This is a genomic window from Serratia nevei (genome assembly GCF_024160145.1).
Taxonomy (GTDB): Bacteria; Pseudomonadota; Gammaproteobacteria; order Enterobacterales; family Enterobacteriaceae; genus Serratia; species Serratia nevei_A.
In genome coordinates this window covers 18070-30935 of record NZ_JAMYWQ010000010.1, presented here as the reverse complement: position 1 = coordinate 30935, position 12866 = coordinate 18070, and the positions used below count along the sequence as shown (strand labels likewise).

The following is a 12866-nucleotide window of genomic DNA, read 5'->3' as shown; positions in this document are numbered from 1 at the left end:
GTGAACAAGAAGCAGGCTAAAAACCGTGAGGGCGCTCCGCGTCGCGCGCAGTCCAAAATTCCGCCTTCGTGGGTGTTGAGCGATGAGCAGCGCGCCTTTATCGACGACATGTGGCAGGATACCGCCCCCGAGCCGAAACCGCCCCTCGCTCAGCGGCGTTAACTGATCACGCGGCTGCGGCCGGCCAGCGCGCCGAACAGCATTTGCAAGACGGTCAGGCATAACAGAACGATCAGCGGCAAACGCCAGCCACCCGTGATATCGTGCAGCAAACCGAATAACGTGGGCCCCAGCGCCGCCAGCAGATAGCCGACGGATTGCGCCATGCCCGACAGCAGTGTCGCCTGATGATGATGTTGACTGCGCAATCCAAAGAACGACAGCGCCAGCACCAGCGAGCTTCCCGCCCCCAACCCGGCAAGCGTCAGCCACACCAGTGAACTGGCAGGTTGCACCAATAAGCCCCCGACACCGACAAAGATCAGCAGGGAACTGCCCAGCGCTATCGCCCGCTGATCGCGTGCGCGCGGTAAAATCACCACCATGACAAAGTTAGCGACGATAGCCACCACCTGATAAACGAAAAGCTCGAAGCCTGCCTGTTCGGCGGAGGTGCCGTGGCTGGCGGCAAAGGCGCTGAACCAGCCGATGATGGTGTAGAAGGCGATCGATTGCAGCCCCATGAACATTGCCACTTGCCAACCCAGCGCGCTGCCCCAGGGAGAGCGATAGCATTGTGGCTCCGCCGGCTGCGGTTCTTTGGTGGCAGGAGTGGCAGGGCGTCGCAGCTGCGGCAGCCAGACCAGCAGCGCCAGCAGCGCGGGTAATCCCCAGCACAGCAACGAGAACCGCCAGCCGAGGCCGGCCAGGGAAGCCAGTGGCACCGCCAGGCCGGAGGCGACGGCGGCGACCAATGACATCACCGCCGCATAGGCGGCGATCATCGCGGCCGCGCGATGAGGGAAATCTCTTTTCACCAGCGTCGGCAGCACCACGTTGGCGAAGGCGATGGCGGCGCCGATCAGGATGCTGCCGAGCCACAGCATGGCATCTTGCGGCAGGGAACGCAGCGCGATACCGCACACCAGCAGCGCGAGGGCGAGGCCCAGGGTGCGCTCGATGCCGATGCGTTTCGCCAGCGCCGGAGTCAATGGCGAGAGAACGGCGAACAGGATCAGCGGCAACGAGTTGATCAGGCCGGCGGCGGTGGCGGACAACGCCAGCTGTTGCTGGATCTGTTCCAGCAGTGGGCCAACGCTGGTCAGGGCGGCGCGCAGGTTGGCCGCGATCAGCATGATACCGACGATCAGCAGGACAGGGCGGTGTAAACGGCGACGCGGGGTCGCGGTGGACGTTGGGGATGAAGCGGGTTGCGGCATGGGTTCCTCGCACCAGGGCATGCAGTCAATCAGTGCTGCATGGCGTGATGCGTTGATTGACGTTAACGCTTACGTACCGACAAATTGGCGGTATCCGATCGCAAGTGTAGGGAAGATGGCTCACGCTGACAAGGGGACCGGCCGGCAGGATGATGGCGGTTAACCCCTGCCGGCCGCAGGATAATTGCCATTATGTGATCCTGGTCACTGAGTGAACTAAAAGTCATGGCGCGGGGCGCGCCATGCGCCGCTTTCGCTTTCCTCACCGCCGGCTCCGTGGCCCCCCGGCGTTCGCGCCCGTCATGGCATTTCACTTTTCCCCCTTTCCGCTTTTTGGCTTTTCGATCCGTTTCGATTCGAAAGGTTTTTGGGCGGTTTTTTTGCTAAAACGGGGCTGTAAGCCCGATCACAATTTCATTGCTTTCGCTTTGCTGTAATGCCAGCGCAGTAGAGCGAAAGCCATCTTCTCCCCGGCGATGCCGGAAACCTGAGGACCGCAGCTCATGCCAGTGAATACCGCAAAGCGACGTGAACACATCATCGATCTGTTATGCGAGCACGGCAGCGTGCGCGTGGAGCAGCTCAGCAAACAGTTTGCGGTATCCACGGTGACGATCCGCAACGATCTGCGCTTTCTGGAACGAAAAGGGTGTGCGCTGCGCGCTTACGGCGGCGCGATGCTCAACCAGCAATTCGCTTTCGATCGGCCGCTGCGGGACAAGGGGCGGTTGAATCGCGACGTCAAAACGCTGATCGCCAACGCGGCGGCCGGCTATGTGCGCGACGGCGATGCGCTGATCCTCGATTCCGGTTCCACCACCGCGCAGATCGTGCCGTTCCTGAAGGGGCGGCGCGATCTGGTGGTGATGACCAATGCGCTGAACATTGCCTACGAGCTTTCGGGAAACGACGGGGTGGAAGTCATGGTGCTGGGGGGCAGCGTGCGCCGCAACTCTTACTCGCTCTACGGTCCGGCTGCCGAGCAGCAATTGCGCCAGTACCGCTTCGACAAGCTGTTTTTGGGCGTCGACGGGTTCGATCTGAGCGCCGGCATCACCACGCCTCATCCCGGTGAGGCGCACCTCAATCGCGTGATGTGCGAGGTGGCGCGCGAGATTATCGCGGTGGCGGATGCCAGCAAATTCGGTCGCAAGAGCTTTTGCATGATTCGCGAAGCCGGACAAATCCATCGGCTGATCACCGACAGCCGTCTTCCGGACGATTACGAGCGGGCGTTAACCGAGCTGGGCGTGGAGGTCATCATCGCCGATCGGTAGCAGGGCGCCTGCATGGGGGCTTCATGCAGCAGTTGTTACAGCTTGTCGAGCAGCACAAGGCCGGTATGCCGGTCGGGATCTTTTCCGTCTGTTCCGCCCATCCCTGGGTGCTGAAGGCCGCGCTGCGGCAGGCCAAAGCGCGCGGCACGCCGGTATTGGTAGAGGCGACGTCCAACCAGGTCAATCAGTTCGGCGGCTATACCGGCCAAACGGCGGCCCAGTTCCGCGATGCGCTGTGGCGCCTGGCGGATGAGGTTGGCCTGGCGCGCGAGAGAGTGTGGCTGGGCGGCGATCATCTGGGGCCCAACGCCTGGCAAGATCGCCCGGCTCAGGAGGCGATGGCGCTGGCGGAAACCTTGATCGACGATTACGTTCGCGCCGGATTTCGCAAAATTCACCTCGATTGTTCCATGTCGTGCGCCGGCGATCCTACGCCTCTGGGGGATGCTGCGGTCGCCGAGCGTGCGGCGCGCCTGTGCGCGGTGGCGGAGCGGGCCTGGGCGCAGAGCGGCGGGGAAGCGCCGGTTTATGTGATCGGCACCGAAGTGCCGGTGCCGGGCGGCGCGCAGGAGGCGCTGGCGGGTCTGCAGGTCACCACGCCGCAGGCGGTGGCGCAAACGCTGGAAACACACCGTATCGCCTGGCAAAAGGCCGAGCTGAACGATGCCTGGCAGCGAACCATCGCGCTGGTGGTGCAGCCGGGCGTCGAGTTCGATCATCACAGCGTTGAGCATTACCAACCGCAGCGCGCCGACGCATTGAGCCATTTCATCGAACGGCAGCCGGGCATGATCTATGAAGCGCACTCCACGGACTATCAGCCGCCGCAGGCCTATCGCCAGCTGGTGCGCGATCACTTCGCCATTCTGAAAGTGGGGCCGGCGCTGACCTTCGCGCTGCGCGAAGCGCTGTTCGCCCTCGATCGCATCGAGCGTGAATGGCTGGGGGAACGTCAGTCGGCGCAGCTGTGCGCCACGCTGGAACAGGTGATGCGCGAGCAGCCGCAGCAGTGGAGCCGCTATTACCACGGCACGCCGCACCAGCAGTATCTCGATCGCCACTACAGCCTGAGCGATCGGGTGCGTTACTACTGGCCGCAGCCGCAGGTGCAGCAGGCGGTCGACGGCCTGCTGGACAACCTGCGTCGCAGCCCGGCGCCGCTGGCGCTGCTCAGCCAGTACCTGCCGGATCAGGCACGGGCGTTGAACGCCGGCGAATTGAGCGTCGATCCGCTGGAGTGGGTGCTGCATAAAGTGACGCAGGTGCTCGACGATTACCACGCCGCCTGCTACCCGGAGGGCCGCTAGCATGCCGAACATTTTAATGACCCGCATCGACAATCGCCTGGTGCACGGCCAGGTGGGCGTGACCTGGACCAACACCCTCGGCGCCAACCTGGTGGTGGTGGCCAACGACGAGGCCGCCGCCGATCCGGTGCAGCAGAACCTGATGGACATGGTGGTGGCGGAAGGGGTGCAGACCCGCTATTTCACGCTGCAGAAAACCATCGACGTGATCCACAAGGCGGCGGATCGGCAGAAGATTTTTCTGGTGTGCAAAACGCCGCAGGACGTGTTGACGCTGGTGCGCGGCGGGGTACCGATCCGTTTCGTCAACGTCGGCAATATGCACTTCGCCGAGGGGAAGCGGCAGGTGCACAAAACGGTGTCGCTGGACGACGGCGACGTGGCCGCGTTCCGCGCGCTGGCGGCGCTGGGCGTGGAGTGCGAGGTGCGCCGGGTGCCGGATGAGGCGGGCGAGGCAATCGGCAAACTGCTCTTTTGAGCCAGGGGGAAGCATGTTGACGGATGCGTTATTGATTGCGCTGTTGGCCGGGCTGGCGGGGGTTGATCTGTTCGACGGCCTGACCCACTTCCACCGGCCGGTGGTGATGGGGCCGCTGGTGGGGCTGATTTTGGGCGATGTCTACACCGGGTTGCTGGTGGGCGGCACGCTGGAGCTGGTATGGATGGGAATGGTGCCGCTGGCGGGCGCCCAACCGCCGAACGTGGTGATCGGCGGGGTGATCGGCACCGCGTTCGCCATTCTGACCAAGGCCGATCCTAAAGTGGCGATCGGCGTGGCGGTGCCGTTCTCGATTGCGGTGCAGGGCTGCATCACGCTGCTGTTTACGCTGTTCTCACCGATGATGCACCGCTGCGATCGCATGGTGAAAGAGCTGAACTGGCGCGGCATCGAACGGGTGAACTACCTCGGCATCAGCATCCTGTTCATCTTCTATTTCGTGGTGGCGTTCCTGCCGATTTACTTCGGTGCCGATGCGGCCAGCGTCATGGTACAGAAGGCGCCGGGCTGGCTGCTGGACGGGCTGGCGGTAGCGGGCGGCATGATGCCGGCGATCGGCTTCTCGCTGCTGATGAAGGTGATGATGAAAAAAACCTACGTGGCCTATTTTATCCTCGGCTTCATCTCGGTCACGTTTCTCAAGCTGCCGATCCTGGCGGTGGCGCTGGGCGCCCTGGCGATCGCCCTGATCGACTTCTTCAACACGCAACGCGGCGCGGCAGAGGCGACGGCTCGGCCCGCTCCGCAGGAGGACGCCGAAGATGGCATTTAACGATTCAGACGATCTGCTGGCGCAAAAGGCCGAGCAACGCATGGCGCAGGCGCTGGCCACCAGCCAGGTGGAACAGGACGATTACCTGGACAGCCAGCCCGCCGACGCGCTGACGCGCGGCGACATCAACCGCATGGCCTGGCGTTCACTGCTGCTGCAGGCGTCGTTCAACTACGAACGCATGCAGGCCGGCGGCTGGCTGTATCAACTGATCCCCGGGCTGCGCAAGATCCACCGCAACCCGCAGGATCTGGCCAACTCGATGAAGATGCACATGGAATTTATCAACGTGCACCCGTTCGACGTCACCTTCCTGTCCGGCCTGGTGCTGGCGATGGAGCAGAACAAGGAGAAGATCTCCACCATTCGCGCGGTGAAAGTGGCGCTGATGGGGCCGCTCGGCGGCATCGGCGACGCGCTGTTTTGGCTGACGCTGCTGCCGATTTGCGCCGGGATAGGCGCTTCGCTGGCGCTGGAGGGCAGCCTGTTCGGGCCGATCGTCTTCCTGCTGCTGTTCAACCTGTTCCACTTCGGCCTGCGTTTCGGGCTGGCGCACTACGGCTATCAGGCCGGCACCAGCGCATTGGCGCTGTTGAAGACCCACACCCGGCGCATTTCTCACGCCGCGTCGATCGTCGGCATGACGGTGATCGGCGCACTGGTGGCCTCGTATGTGCACCTGTCCACGCCGCTGGTCATGCATGCCGGCAAGGCCAGCGTGGCGTTGCAGACCGACGTGCTGGACAAGTTGATGCCCAACCTGTTGCCGCTGTGTTTCACGCTGCTCATTTTCTTCCTGATGAAGCGCGGGTTCTCGCCGGTGAAGCTGATTGGCGTCACCGTCGCGATCGGCGTAGCGGGCAAATTTATCGGCATTTTGTGAGGAGCGGGCTATGCCAGGCATTGTGATTACCGGCCACGGCGGCTTCGCCACCGGGCTGTTGCAGGCAGTGGAGCAGGTGGTGGGGCCGCAACCGCACTGCGCGGCGGTCGATTTCCCCGAACAGATGAGCACCGCGCAGCTCAACGACGCCTTGCGCTCAGCGCTGGCGGCGGTGGCGCAGCCGGACGGCGTGGTGTTTCTCACCGACATGCTCGGCGGCTCGCCGTTCCGCAGCGCCTGCGAACTGGCGGATGCGCAGGGCGATTGCGAAGTGCTGACCGGCGTCAATATGCAGCTGGCGGCGGAAATGATGCTGGAGCGCGACGGGCTGAGCCTGGATGAGTTTCGCGAGGTGGCGCTGGCGTGCGGCAAACGCGGCCTGACCAGCCTGTGGCATGAGCGCCGCCGGGTGACATGCGAAGACGTGCAGACCGACGGCATCTGAACGAACGCCGTCGGTCTGCGGGTTAGGCCGGCAGCGGGCTCAGCGCCAGGCGCGCCGGTTGATCTTCGCTGCGGCTGAAGCGCCAGCAGGTCTGGTGGTACTTCGCCACGCTGTTGCGGTGCGCCACGCTGATCAGCGTCACGTCCGGCAGTTCATCCACCAGCAGGCAGTACATCAACTGTTCGGTGTCGTCGTCCAGCGCGCTGGTGGCTTCGTCGAGGAACAGGATGCTCGGGCGAATCAACAGGGCGCGGGCGAAAGCCAGCCGCTGTTGCTCGCCCGGCGACAGACGATGGCTCCAGTTGGCGGAGGTATCCAGCCAGCGCTGCAGGTGCTTCAGGCGGCAGTTTTCCAGCACTCGCATCAGCTGCGGATCGCTGTATTCCGACGCCAGGCTCGGGTAGCTCAACGCTTCGCGCAGCGTGCCGATCGGAATGTAGCTGCGCTGCGGCAGGAACAGCGTGTTGGCGTTGGCCGCCACTCCGATGGCGCCCGCGCCGTAAGGCCAGATACCCGCGATGGCGCGCAGCAGCGTTGACTTGCCGCAGCCGGAAGGCCCGACGATCAGCAGGCGGTCGCCGCGTTGCAGCGTCATCTCGGCGCCGGTCAGCAGCGGCTGGCCGTCGGGCAAGTGCAGGCTGAGGTTGTTCAGCGTCAACGGATGGGCCGTCTCTTCCCGCAGTTGAATGCCGCGCGGTTGATGATGCACCTGATCGACGGCGGCGTTGAAACCGGCCAGACGGTTGACGCAGGCTTTCCAGGTCGCCAGATCGCTGAAGGCGTCGATAAACCACGACAGCGCCCCCTGCACCTGCCCGAAGGCCGAGGAAATCTGCATCAGGCCCCCCATCTGGATGGCGCCGGAGAAGTAGCGCGGCGCCGCCACCAGCATAGGAAACACGATGGCGAACTGGCTGTAGAAATTGGTGGCGATGTTCAGCCGCCGGGTGATGCGCATGATTGCCCACCAGTTGCTGCGAATGGTGTCAAAACGCTCGCCCAATTGCTGCGCTTCGCGCGGTTCGCCGTGGTAAAGCGCGATGGCGTCGTTATTTTCGCGGATGCGGATCAGGCCGAAACGGAAGTTCGCCTCGTACCGTTCCTGGTTGAAGCCCAGCATGACCAGCGGTTTGCCGACCCACCAGATCAATAGCGATCCCAGCACCGCATACAGCAGCGCGAACCACACCATATAACCGGGCAAGGTGACGGCGTGCTGGCCGAGCGCGAAGGTCATCGGCCCGCTGACGTGCCATAAAATGTCGATAAAGGAAAACAGCGTGACCAGGCTGGAGAGCAGCCCGAGCGACAGCGACAGGGTATATTGGGTCAATACGTTGAGATCTTCGGCGATACGCTGATCGGGGTTATCGACGATCTGCTGCTGCTCGGTGTGGTAATACGCCTGGTGCGCCAGCCATTTTGCCATGAACTTTTCCGTCATCCAGCGCCGCCAGCGCATCTGCAGCCCCTGAGTCAGGTAGATCTTGTACACCGCCAGCACGATGAAGATCAGCGCCAGATAGGTAAAGCGCCACAGCTGCGCCTTGAACACCGGGTAGTTTTTGTTCTGCAACGCATCGTAGAACACCTGGTTCCACTGGTTGATCAACACGCTGATATAGACCAGGCCGAGCGACAGGACGATGATGGCGATCAACATTGCCCAGGCGCGCCAGCGCTCCTCCGATACCCAAAAGGGTTTGATCAGTTGCCAAACGGCGTGTTTCTGCAAGGGGGTTGCGTTCATAGCGACTCGTTAATTGCGGCATTTCGTTCAGCATGGGCCGCGGGCCGGTAACAAACAAACTGCGACTGTAAGCAGGTTTGACCCCGCTAACCGTTTGAAATAAGGCGGTTGAATCGTCAGCGGCGCGCAGGCGGGCGCAATTGCGGCATACACTCCGGCGTCAGGCGGTTATACTGGCGCCGAATTTTTGCGGAAAGGATAAACGATGAAGGCTTGGTTTCCCCTGTTGCTGACCTGCGGCGTTTTTGCCAGCGCCCGCGCCTGGGCGCACATCGACGAACCGGACATCGCGGCCGACTGCCAAAAGGTGGCGAGCTACGCCGAACTGGGAAAAAAGGCCTACCAGCGGCAGGATTACGCCAAAGCCGCCGACATCTTTCGCGATCAGGCAGCCTGGAGCGAGTTTTGCGGCCTGAGTGAGCAGGCCGTCGCCACGGCTTATAACAACGTGGCGCTGTCGCTGATGCGCGCCGGTGAATTGCTCAAGGCGCAGGCCTATCTGGCGCTGGCGCCGCACGATGACAAATCGCGGCACAACATGAGCCTGGTGCGCCAACGTCTGGCGCAGCGGCCGCAGCCGCAGGGGCCGGGCGGCGTGTATTGGCAATACGCCGGGCGTGGCGTGTGGAGCGAAGTGGTGGTAAAGCCGCAGGGCGAGCGCTGGCTGATCGATTTTTCCGGCTACGCCATGCCGCAGATGGGGCTGTATTACGGGCCGAACATGGGGGATTTCACCGCCGAACTGCCGATCAGGCACGGCAAAGCTGTTTATCATCAGCATGACTCGGAAAGCGCGCAGGTCTGCGACGTCACGCTGGAGTTTGGCGAGCAAGCGCTGGAGATGCATACGCGGGGGGATTGCGGATTCGGTCACAACGTGCGGGCGGAAGGGCGGTTCGTGCGGGTCGAATGACCCGCCCCGGCAGCCGGGGCGAGAAAGGTTTGTTACGCCAGCGCGGCGGCGCCCAGCAGGTTTTTCCAGGCTTCCACGTTACCCAGATAGTTGCCGGCCGGCAGCAGATGCAGGCGGCCTTCGCCGTCCTGCAACGCAAAGGTCGGGAAGCCCTGGCCTTGCACTTTGGCCAGCAGCGCCCGGCTTTCCGCGATGTGTTGCGCGGTTGGCGCGCCGCTGTTGAAGCGCATTTCGGCGATGAACGCCGCAGAAGGCAACCCCAGCTCTTTCGCCAATGCTTCCAGCACCGGCGTGTCGGCGATGCGTCGGCCTTCCTGATAGTGCGCCTGCTGAATGCGGTGCAGCATGTCCAGCCCGCGTCCCGCCAGCTTTTCCGCCGCCAGGATAGCGGTGATCGGCGGCTCGGAATCCATCACTGCCGTGGTGTCGCGCAGCAGGCCGTTGAAATAGGCTTCGCCGAAAGGCTGGCCCGTCATCTCGGCGATACGTTTGTCGTGCGGAATGACGTAGTTGCGCCATTCGTCGGTGATCTGACGGCGGTTGTTGCCGGTCATCATGCCGCCGGCGTGCGGCACGACCTTCAGCCCGGGGAGGCTCTGAGCCGCTTTCACCAGCGGCGCGGCGCCGTAGCACCAGCCGCACAGCGGATCGAAAATGTAATGCAGAGTGGTTTCGGTCATCTTTACTCCTCGCCTGGCGCGCGGCAGCTCACCGCGGCGCCAGGGCTGGTTCAATCACGCACGGGCGCTTATTGCGGCCACTTCATCTCGCCTTTCAGCACTTTCGCACTCAGTTCCAGGCTCGACTCGTCTTTCAGCGTCGGATAGTGCTTTTTCATCGCTTCAATCAGCGCGGCGGAATCCTTGGCTTTCGGCAGCTCGGCTTCCAGCGTGGTCAGGTATTTCTGGGTAAAGTGCACCGATGCCAGCGTTTGCGCTGCGCCCGGCAGGAAGTGGCCCGGCACGACGACCTGCGGCTTCAGCGCTTCGATGTTTTTCAGCGTCTGCTGCCAGTGCTGGCGCGATTCTACGCTCTGGTTGTCGGCGATCCACGGATGGATGTTGTCACCGGCGACCGCAACGCCGCCCACTACCGCTTTCAGCGCCGGGATCCACACGAAGGTGCGATCGGGAGTCGGGCCGTTCAGGCCTTTCACTTCCACTTTCTGGCCGTCGATAGTGAAGCTGTCACCCTGCAGCGGTTGCGGCACGATCACGGTTTTCGGCGCGTTGTCTTTCAGGATCGGGCCCCAGTAGGCGACTTTACCGTCTTTAGTGGCGTTGATGTCCTTGATGGTGCCTGGCGAAGCGATGATTTTCGCCTCCGGGAAGGCCGCCTTAATCACGTCCAGACCGAAATAGAAATCCGGGTCTGAGTGGCTGATATAAACGGTGGTCAGTTTCTTGCCGGTCGCCTTGATCTTTTTCACCAGCGCTTCGGCATCGTTACGCTGGAACTGAGCGTCGATCAACGCCACTTCATGTTTGCCGCTGATGATTTCAGAAGACACCGGGAACACGCTTTTCTCGCCCGGGTTATACACTTCCATGGTGAGAGTATCGGCAGCGGTGGCGTAGGCGCTGAGGGTGGCGACGCCGGTGAAGGCCAGAGTTAACAGTGATTTCTTAAACATGGGCAGAGGTCCTTAGGTATCGGTTAATGTTGTAATGATGTTAGGTTGCATAAAGCGATAGAAAAACCGGATAATGAGCAATTATTCGTTGCATAAATCGGACTAATCATGGATCGCATTACCGCCGCTGAGGTTTTTGTCACCATCGTCGATCGCGGCAGCATGATCGCCGCCGCGGAAACGCTGGAGATGTCGCGCGCGATGGTGACGCGCTATCTGGCGCAAATGGAGCAATGGGCCGGGGCGCGTTTGCTGCATCGCACTACCCGTAAGCTTAGTCTGACCGACGCCGGGGAGCGTACTTTGGAACGCTGCCGGCAAATGCTGGCGCTGGCGGGGGAGATCGACCTGGTGGAGGAAGGGCAGAGCGATGAGCTGCGCGGCCTGCTGCGCATCACCTGTTCGCAGTCGCTCGGGCAAACGGCGCTGGTGGGGGCCGTCGCTCAGTATTTGAAGCGTCACCCGCAGGTGGCGGTCGATCTGCAGATGAACAACCGGGCGGTGAACCTGGTGGAAGAGCGCATCGATCTGGCGCTGCGCATCACCAACGAGCTGGATCCCAACCTGATCGCCCGCCCGCTGTCCACCTGCGCATCGGTGGTGTGCGCCGCGCCGGCGTATCTGGCGGCGCACGGCACGCCGCGGCAGCCGCAGGATCTGGCGTTGCACAACTGCCTGACCTACTCCTATTTCGGCAAAAGCCTGTGGCACTTCGATGCCCAGGGCGTGAAATCGGCGGTGGCGGTCAGTGGTAACCTGAGCGCCAACGAGTCGGTGGTGCTGATGGCCGGTACGGTACAGGGCGCAGGCATTTCCCTGCAGCCCTATTATTCGGCGGCGCCGCTGCTGGCCAGCGGCGAACTGGTCGAACTGCTGCCGGACTACCGGCCACAGGCGATGGGCATCTACGGCATCTACACCTCACGCCGCCAGATGCCCGCCACCTTGCGCACCATGCTGGATTTTCTGGTGGAATGGTTCGCTACCGATCCGCAGTGGCAGGCGACGCTGCGCTGATGCTCCGGCAATATGCCGTTACCGCCTGACGGCGGCGGCCAGCCGGGCGGCAAAGGTGGCCGCCTGCTGATGAAGGTGGTCAATAAAGGCGGTGACCAGCGCTGAAGAAGGGCGGTGCAGTGGCCGGATCAGGCTGACGGTGAACGGCACGTCGATGCTGAACGGCCGCACGTGCACGCCGCTGCCGGCATAGTCGAGCGCCGTCAGCGGGTTGACGATCGATACCCCCACGCCGGCCTTCACCATGGCGCACACCGACGCCGCGCTGTGCGTTTCCATCACCATGCGGCGCTCGACGCCCTGTTCGCCGAACAACGCATCCAGCAGGTGACGATAGCTGTCGGTGCTCGACAGGCTGATAAAGTTTTGCCCGGCAAAGTCCTGCGGCGTCAGTTGGTCTTTCACCAGCAGCGGGTGGCCCGTCGGCAGCACGCACACTTCGTTCAACGTCATCAACGTCACCCGCTCGGTGCCTGCCGGCGTCAGGGTGGTTTCCGTCAGCCCGAGATCGTGGCGCTGGGCCGACAGCCACTCTTCCAGCAGCGGTGACTCTTGCGGGATGACGCTGAAGCTGACTTCCGGATAACGTTCGATAAAGGGCTGGCACACCGCCGGCAACAGCGATTGGGAAAATACCGGCAGGCACAGGATCGACAGCTGCGCCTGCTGAAACTGGCGAATGCCGGCGGCGGCGTTGACGATGCGATCGAGGCCGTAATAGGAGCGCTGCACCTCTTCGAACAGCCGTAGGCCCTGCACCGTGGGGGACAAGCGACCGCGTACGCGGTCGAACAGCTGCAGCCGGATCAGCTTCTCAAAGCGCGCCAGCTCGCGGCTGACGGTCGGTTGCGAGGTTTGCAGCAGGGCCGCCGCCTCGGTCAGGTTGCCGGTGGTCATCACCGCCCGAAAGATTTCGATCTGCCGCAAAGAGATGCTGTGCATGGCGAGGCCGCTCGATTAAGGGGAAAGCCATATCATAAATGAATAGACT

The 12866-nt window shown here is 62.7% G+C and carries 14 protein-coding genes; 9 read left to right on the top strand and 5 right to left on the bottom strand.

The window, feature by feature from the left end; genetic code table 11:
* The gene (locus tag M6G53_RS09535; RefSeq protein WP_253330775.1) at positions 1 to 162 is read left to right on the top strand and encodes a YciX family protein; all 162 of its coding nucleotides are present in this window, start codon (positions 1 to 3) and stop codon (positions 160 to 162) included.
* Here the strand turns inward: M6G53_RS09535 and M6G53_RS09530 are convergent.
* Complete coding sequence (locus M6G53_RS09530; RefSeq protein WP_253330773.1) at positions 159 to 1379, bottom strand: CynX/NimT family MFS transporter; 1221 nt, start codon at positions 1377 to 1379, stop codon at positions 159 to 161. The two genes, M6G53_RS09535 and M6G53_RS09530, sit on opposite strands and share 4 nt — an antisense overlap.
* 503 nt (positions 1380 to 1882) lie before the next feature.
* On the opposite strand from M6G53_RS09530, the gene agaR reads away from it, so the two are divergent.
* The 6 genes from agaR to agaF are packed head-to-tail and all read left to right on the top strand — an operon-like array spanning position 1883 to position 6562.
* Positions 1883 to 2656, top strand: a complete 774-nt coding sequence (gene agaR, locus M6G53_RS09525; protein ID WP_004931804.1) for a transcriptional repressor AgaR — start codon at positions 1883 to 1885, stop codon at positions 2654 to 2656.
* A 23-nt stretch (positions 2657 to 2679) separates the two neighbouring features.
* Positions 2680 to 3963: a D-tagatose-bisphosphate aldolase, class II, non-catalytic subunit gene (locus M6G53_RS09520; RefSeq protein WP_253330770.1), complete on the top strand. Its 1284-nt coding sequence runs from the start codon at positions 2680 to 2682 to the stop codon at positions 3961 to 3963.
* Position 3964: 1 nt separating this feature from the next.
* Entirely contained in the window at positions 3965 to 4441 is a 477-nt protein-coding gene (gene agaV, locus M6G53_RS09515) for a PTS N-acetylgalactosamine transporter subunit IIB (RefSeq protein WP_019455696.1), read from the top strand.
* Between the two features lie 13 nt (positions 4442 to 4454).
* Positions 4455 to 5234, top strand: coding sequence for a PTS N-acetylgalactosamine transporter subunit IIC (gene agaW / locus M6G53_RS09510; protein ID WP_253330768.1), 780 nt, complete (start codon positions 4455 to 4457; stop codon positions 5232 to 5234).
* Positions 5224 to 6117 carry a PTS system mannose/fructose/sorbose family transporter subunit IID gene (locus tag M6G53_RS09505; protein ID WP_253330766.1) on the top strand — a complete coding sequence of 298 codons (894 nt, stop codon included), beginning with the start codon at positions 5224 to 5226 and terminating at the stop codon, positions 6115 to 6117. Before agaW ends, M6G53_RS09505 begins: the two co-directional genes overlap by 11 nt.
* A 10-nt stretch (positions 6118 to 6127) precedes the next feature.
* Entirely contained in the window at positions 6128 to 6562 is a 435-nt protein-coding gene (gene agaF / locus M6G53_RS09500; protein WP_253330764.1) for a PTS galactosamine/N-acetylgalactosamine transporter subunit IIA, read from the top strand.
* Positions 6563 to 6584: 22 nt separating this feature from the next.
* On the opposite strand, the gene M6G53_RS09495 is transcribed toward agaF, so the two are convergent.
* On the bottom strand, positions 6585 to 8312 hold the full coding sequence (locus M6G53_RS09495) for an ABC transporter ATP-binding protein/permease (RefSeq protein ID WP_253330762.1): 1728 nt from the start codon (positions 8310 to 8312) through the stop codon (positions 6585 to 6587).
* Between the two features lie 205 nt (positions 8313 to 8517).
* Between M6G53_RS09495 and M6G53_RS09490 the strand changes: the two genes are divergently transcribed.
* Complete coding sequence (locus M6G53_RS09490) at positions 8518 to 9225, top strand: tetratricopeptide repeat protein (RefSeq protein ID WP_253330760.1); 708 nt, start codon at positions 8518 to 8520, stop codon at positions 9223 to 9225.
* Positions 9226 to 9257: 32 nt separating this feature from the next.
* Here M6G53_RS09490 and M6G53_RS09485 read toward each other — a convergent pair whose 3' ends face one another.
* Positions 9258 to 9905, bottom strand: a complete 648-nt coding sequence (locus tag M6G53_RS09485; RefSeq protein WP_253330758.1) for a DsbA family protein — start codon at positions 9903 to 9905, stop codon at positions 9258 to 9260.
* Between the two features lie 68 nt (positions 9906 to 9973).
* Positions 9974 to 10858 carry an MBL fold metallo-hydrolase gene (locus tag M6G53_RS09480; protein ID WP_039567352.1) on the bottom strand — a complete coding sequence of 295 codons (885 nt, stop codon included), beginning with the start codon at positions 10856 to 10858 and terminating at the stop codon, positions 9974 to 9976.
* Positions 10859 to 10966: 108 nt separating this feature from the next.
* Here M6G53_RS09480 and M6G53_RS09475 point away from each other — a divergent pair, with 108 nt between their 5' ends.
* Positions 10967 to 11875: a LysR family transcriptional regulator gene (locus M6G53_RS09475; protein WP_253330756.1), complete on the top strand. Its 909-nt coding sequence runs from the start codon at positions 10967 to 10969 to the stop codon at positions 11873 to 11875.
* 18 nt (positions 11876 to 11893) lie between these two features.
* On the opposite strand, the gene M6G53_RS09470 is transcribed toward M6G53_RS09475, so the two are convergent.
* Positions 11894 to 12817 (bottom strand): LysR family transcriptional regulator, encoded by a 924-nt coding sequence (locus M6G53_RS09470; RefSeq protein ID WP_253330754.1) that lies wholly within the window; start codon positions 12815 to 12817, stop codon positions 11894 to 11896.
* Between the last annotated feature and the right edge of the window lie 49 nt (positions 12818 to 12866).

Excerpts from the sequence above, each read along its gene's own strand:
- agaF (WP_253330764.1), top strand. The coding sequence starts at position 6,128 with ATGCCAGGCATTGTGATTACCGGCCACGGCGGCTTCGCCACCGGGCTG.
- agaR (WP_004931804.1), top strand. The coding sequence starts at position 1,883 with ATGCCAGTGAATACCGCAAAGCGACGTGAACACATCATCGATCTGTTA.
- M6G53_RS09505 (WP_253330766.1), top strand. The coding sequence starts at position 5,224 with ATGGCATTTAACGATTCAGACGATCTGCTGGCGCAAAAGGCCGAGCAA.
- M6G53_RS09475 (WP_253330756.1), top strand. The coding sequence starts at position 10,967 with ATGGATCGCATTACCGCCGCTGAGGTTTTTGTCACCATCGTCGATCGC.
- M6G53_RS09480 (WP_039567352.1), bottom strand. The coding sequence starts at position 10,858 with ATGTTTAAGAAATCACTGTTAACTCTGGCCTTCACCGGCGTCGCCACC.
- M6G53_RS09490 (WP_253330760.1), top strand. The coding sequence starts at position 8,518 with ATGAAGGCTTGGTTTCCCCTGTTGCTGACCTGCGGCGTTTTTGCCAGC.
- M6G53_RS09485 (WP_253330758.1), bottom strand. The coding sequence starts at position 9,905 with ATGACCGAAACCACTCTGCATTACATTTTCGATCCGCTGTGCGGCTGG.
- M6G53_RS09530 (WP_253330773.1), bottom strand. The coding sequence starts at position 1,379 with ATGCCGCAACCCGCTTCATCCCCAACGTCCACCGCGACCCCGCGTCGC.
- M6G53_RS09495 (WP_253330762.1), bottom strand. The coding sequence starts at position 8,312 with ATGAACGCAACCCCCTTGCAGAAACACGCCGTTTGGCAACTGATCAAA.
- M6G53_RS09520 (WP_253330770.1), top strand. The coding sequence starts at position 2,680 with ATGCAGCAGTTGTTACAGCTTGTCGAGCAGCACAAGGCCGGTATGCCG.
- M6G53_RS09470 (WP_253330754.1), bottom strand. The coding sequence starts at position 12,817 with ATGCACAGCATCTCTTTGCGGCAGATCGAAATCTTTCGGGCGGTGATG.
- agaW (WP_253330768.1), top strand. The coding sequence starts at position 4,455 with ATGTTGACGGATGCGTTATTGATTGCGCTGTTGGCCGGGCTGGCGGGG.
- agaV (WP_019455696.1), top strand. The coding sequence starts at position 3,965 with ATGCCGAACATTTTAATGACCCGCATCGACAATCGCCTGGTGCACGGC.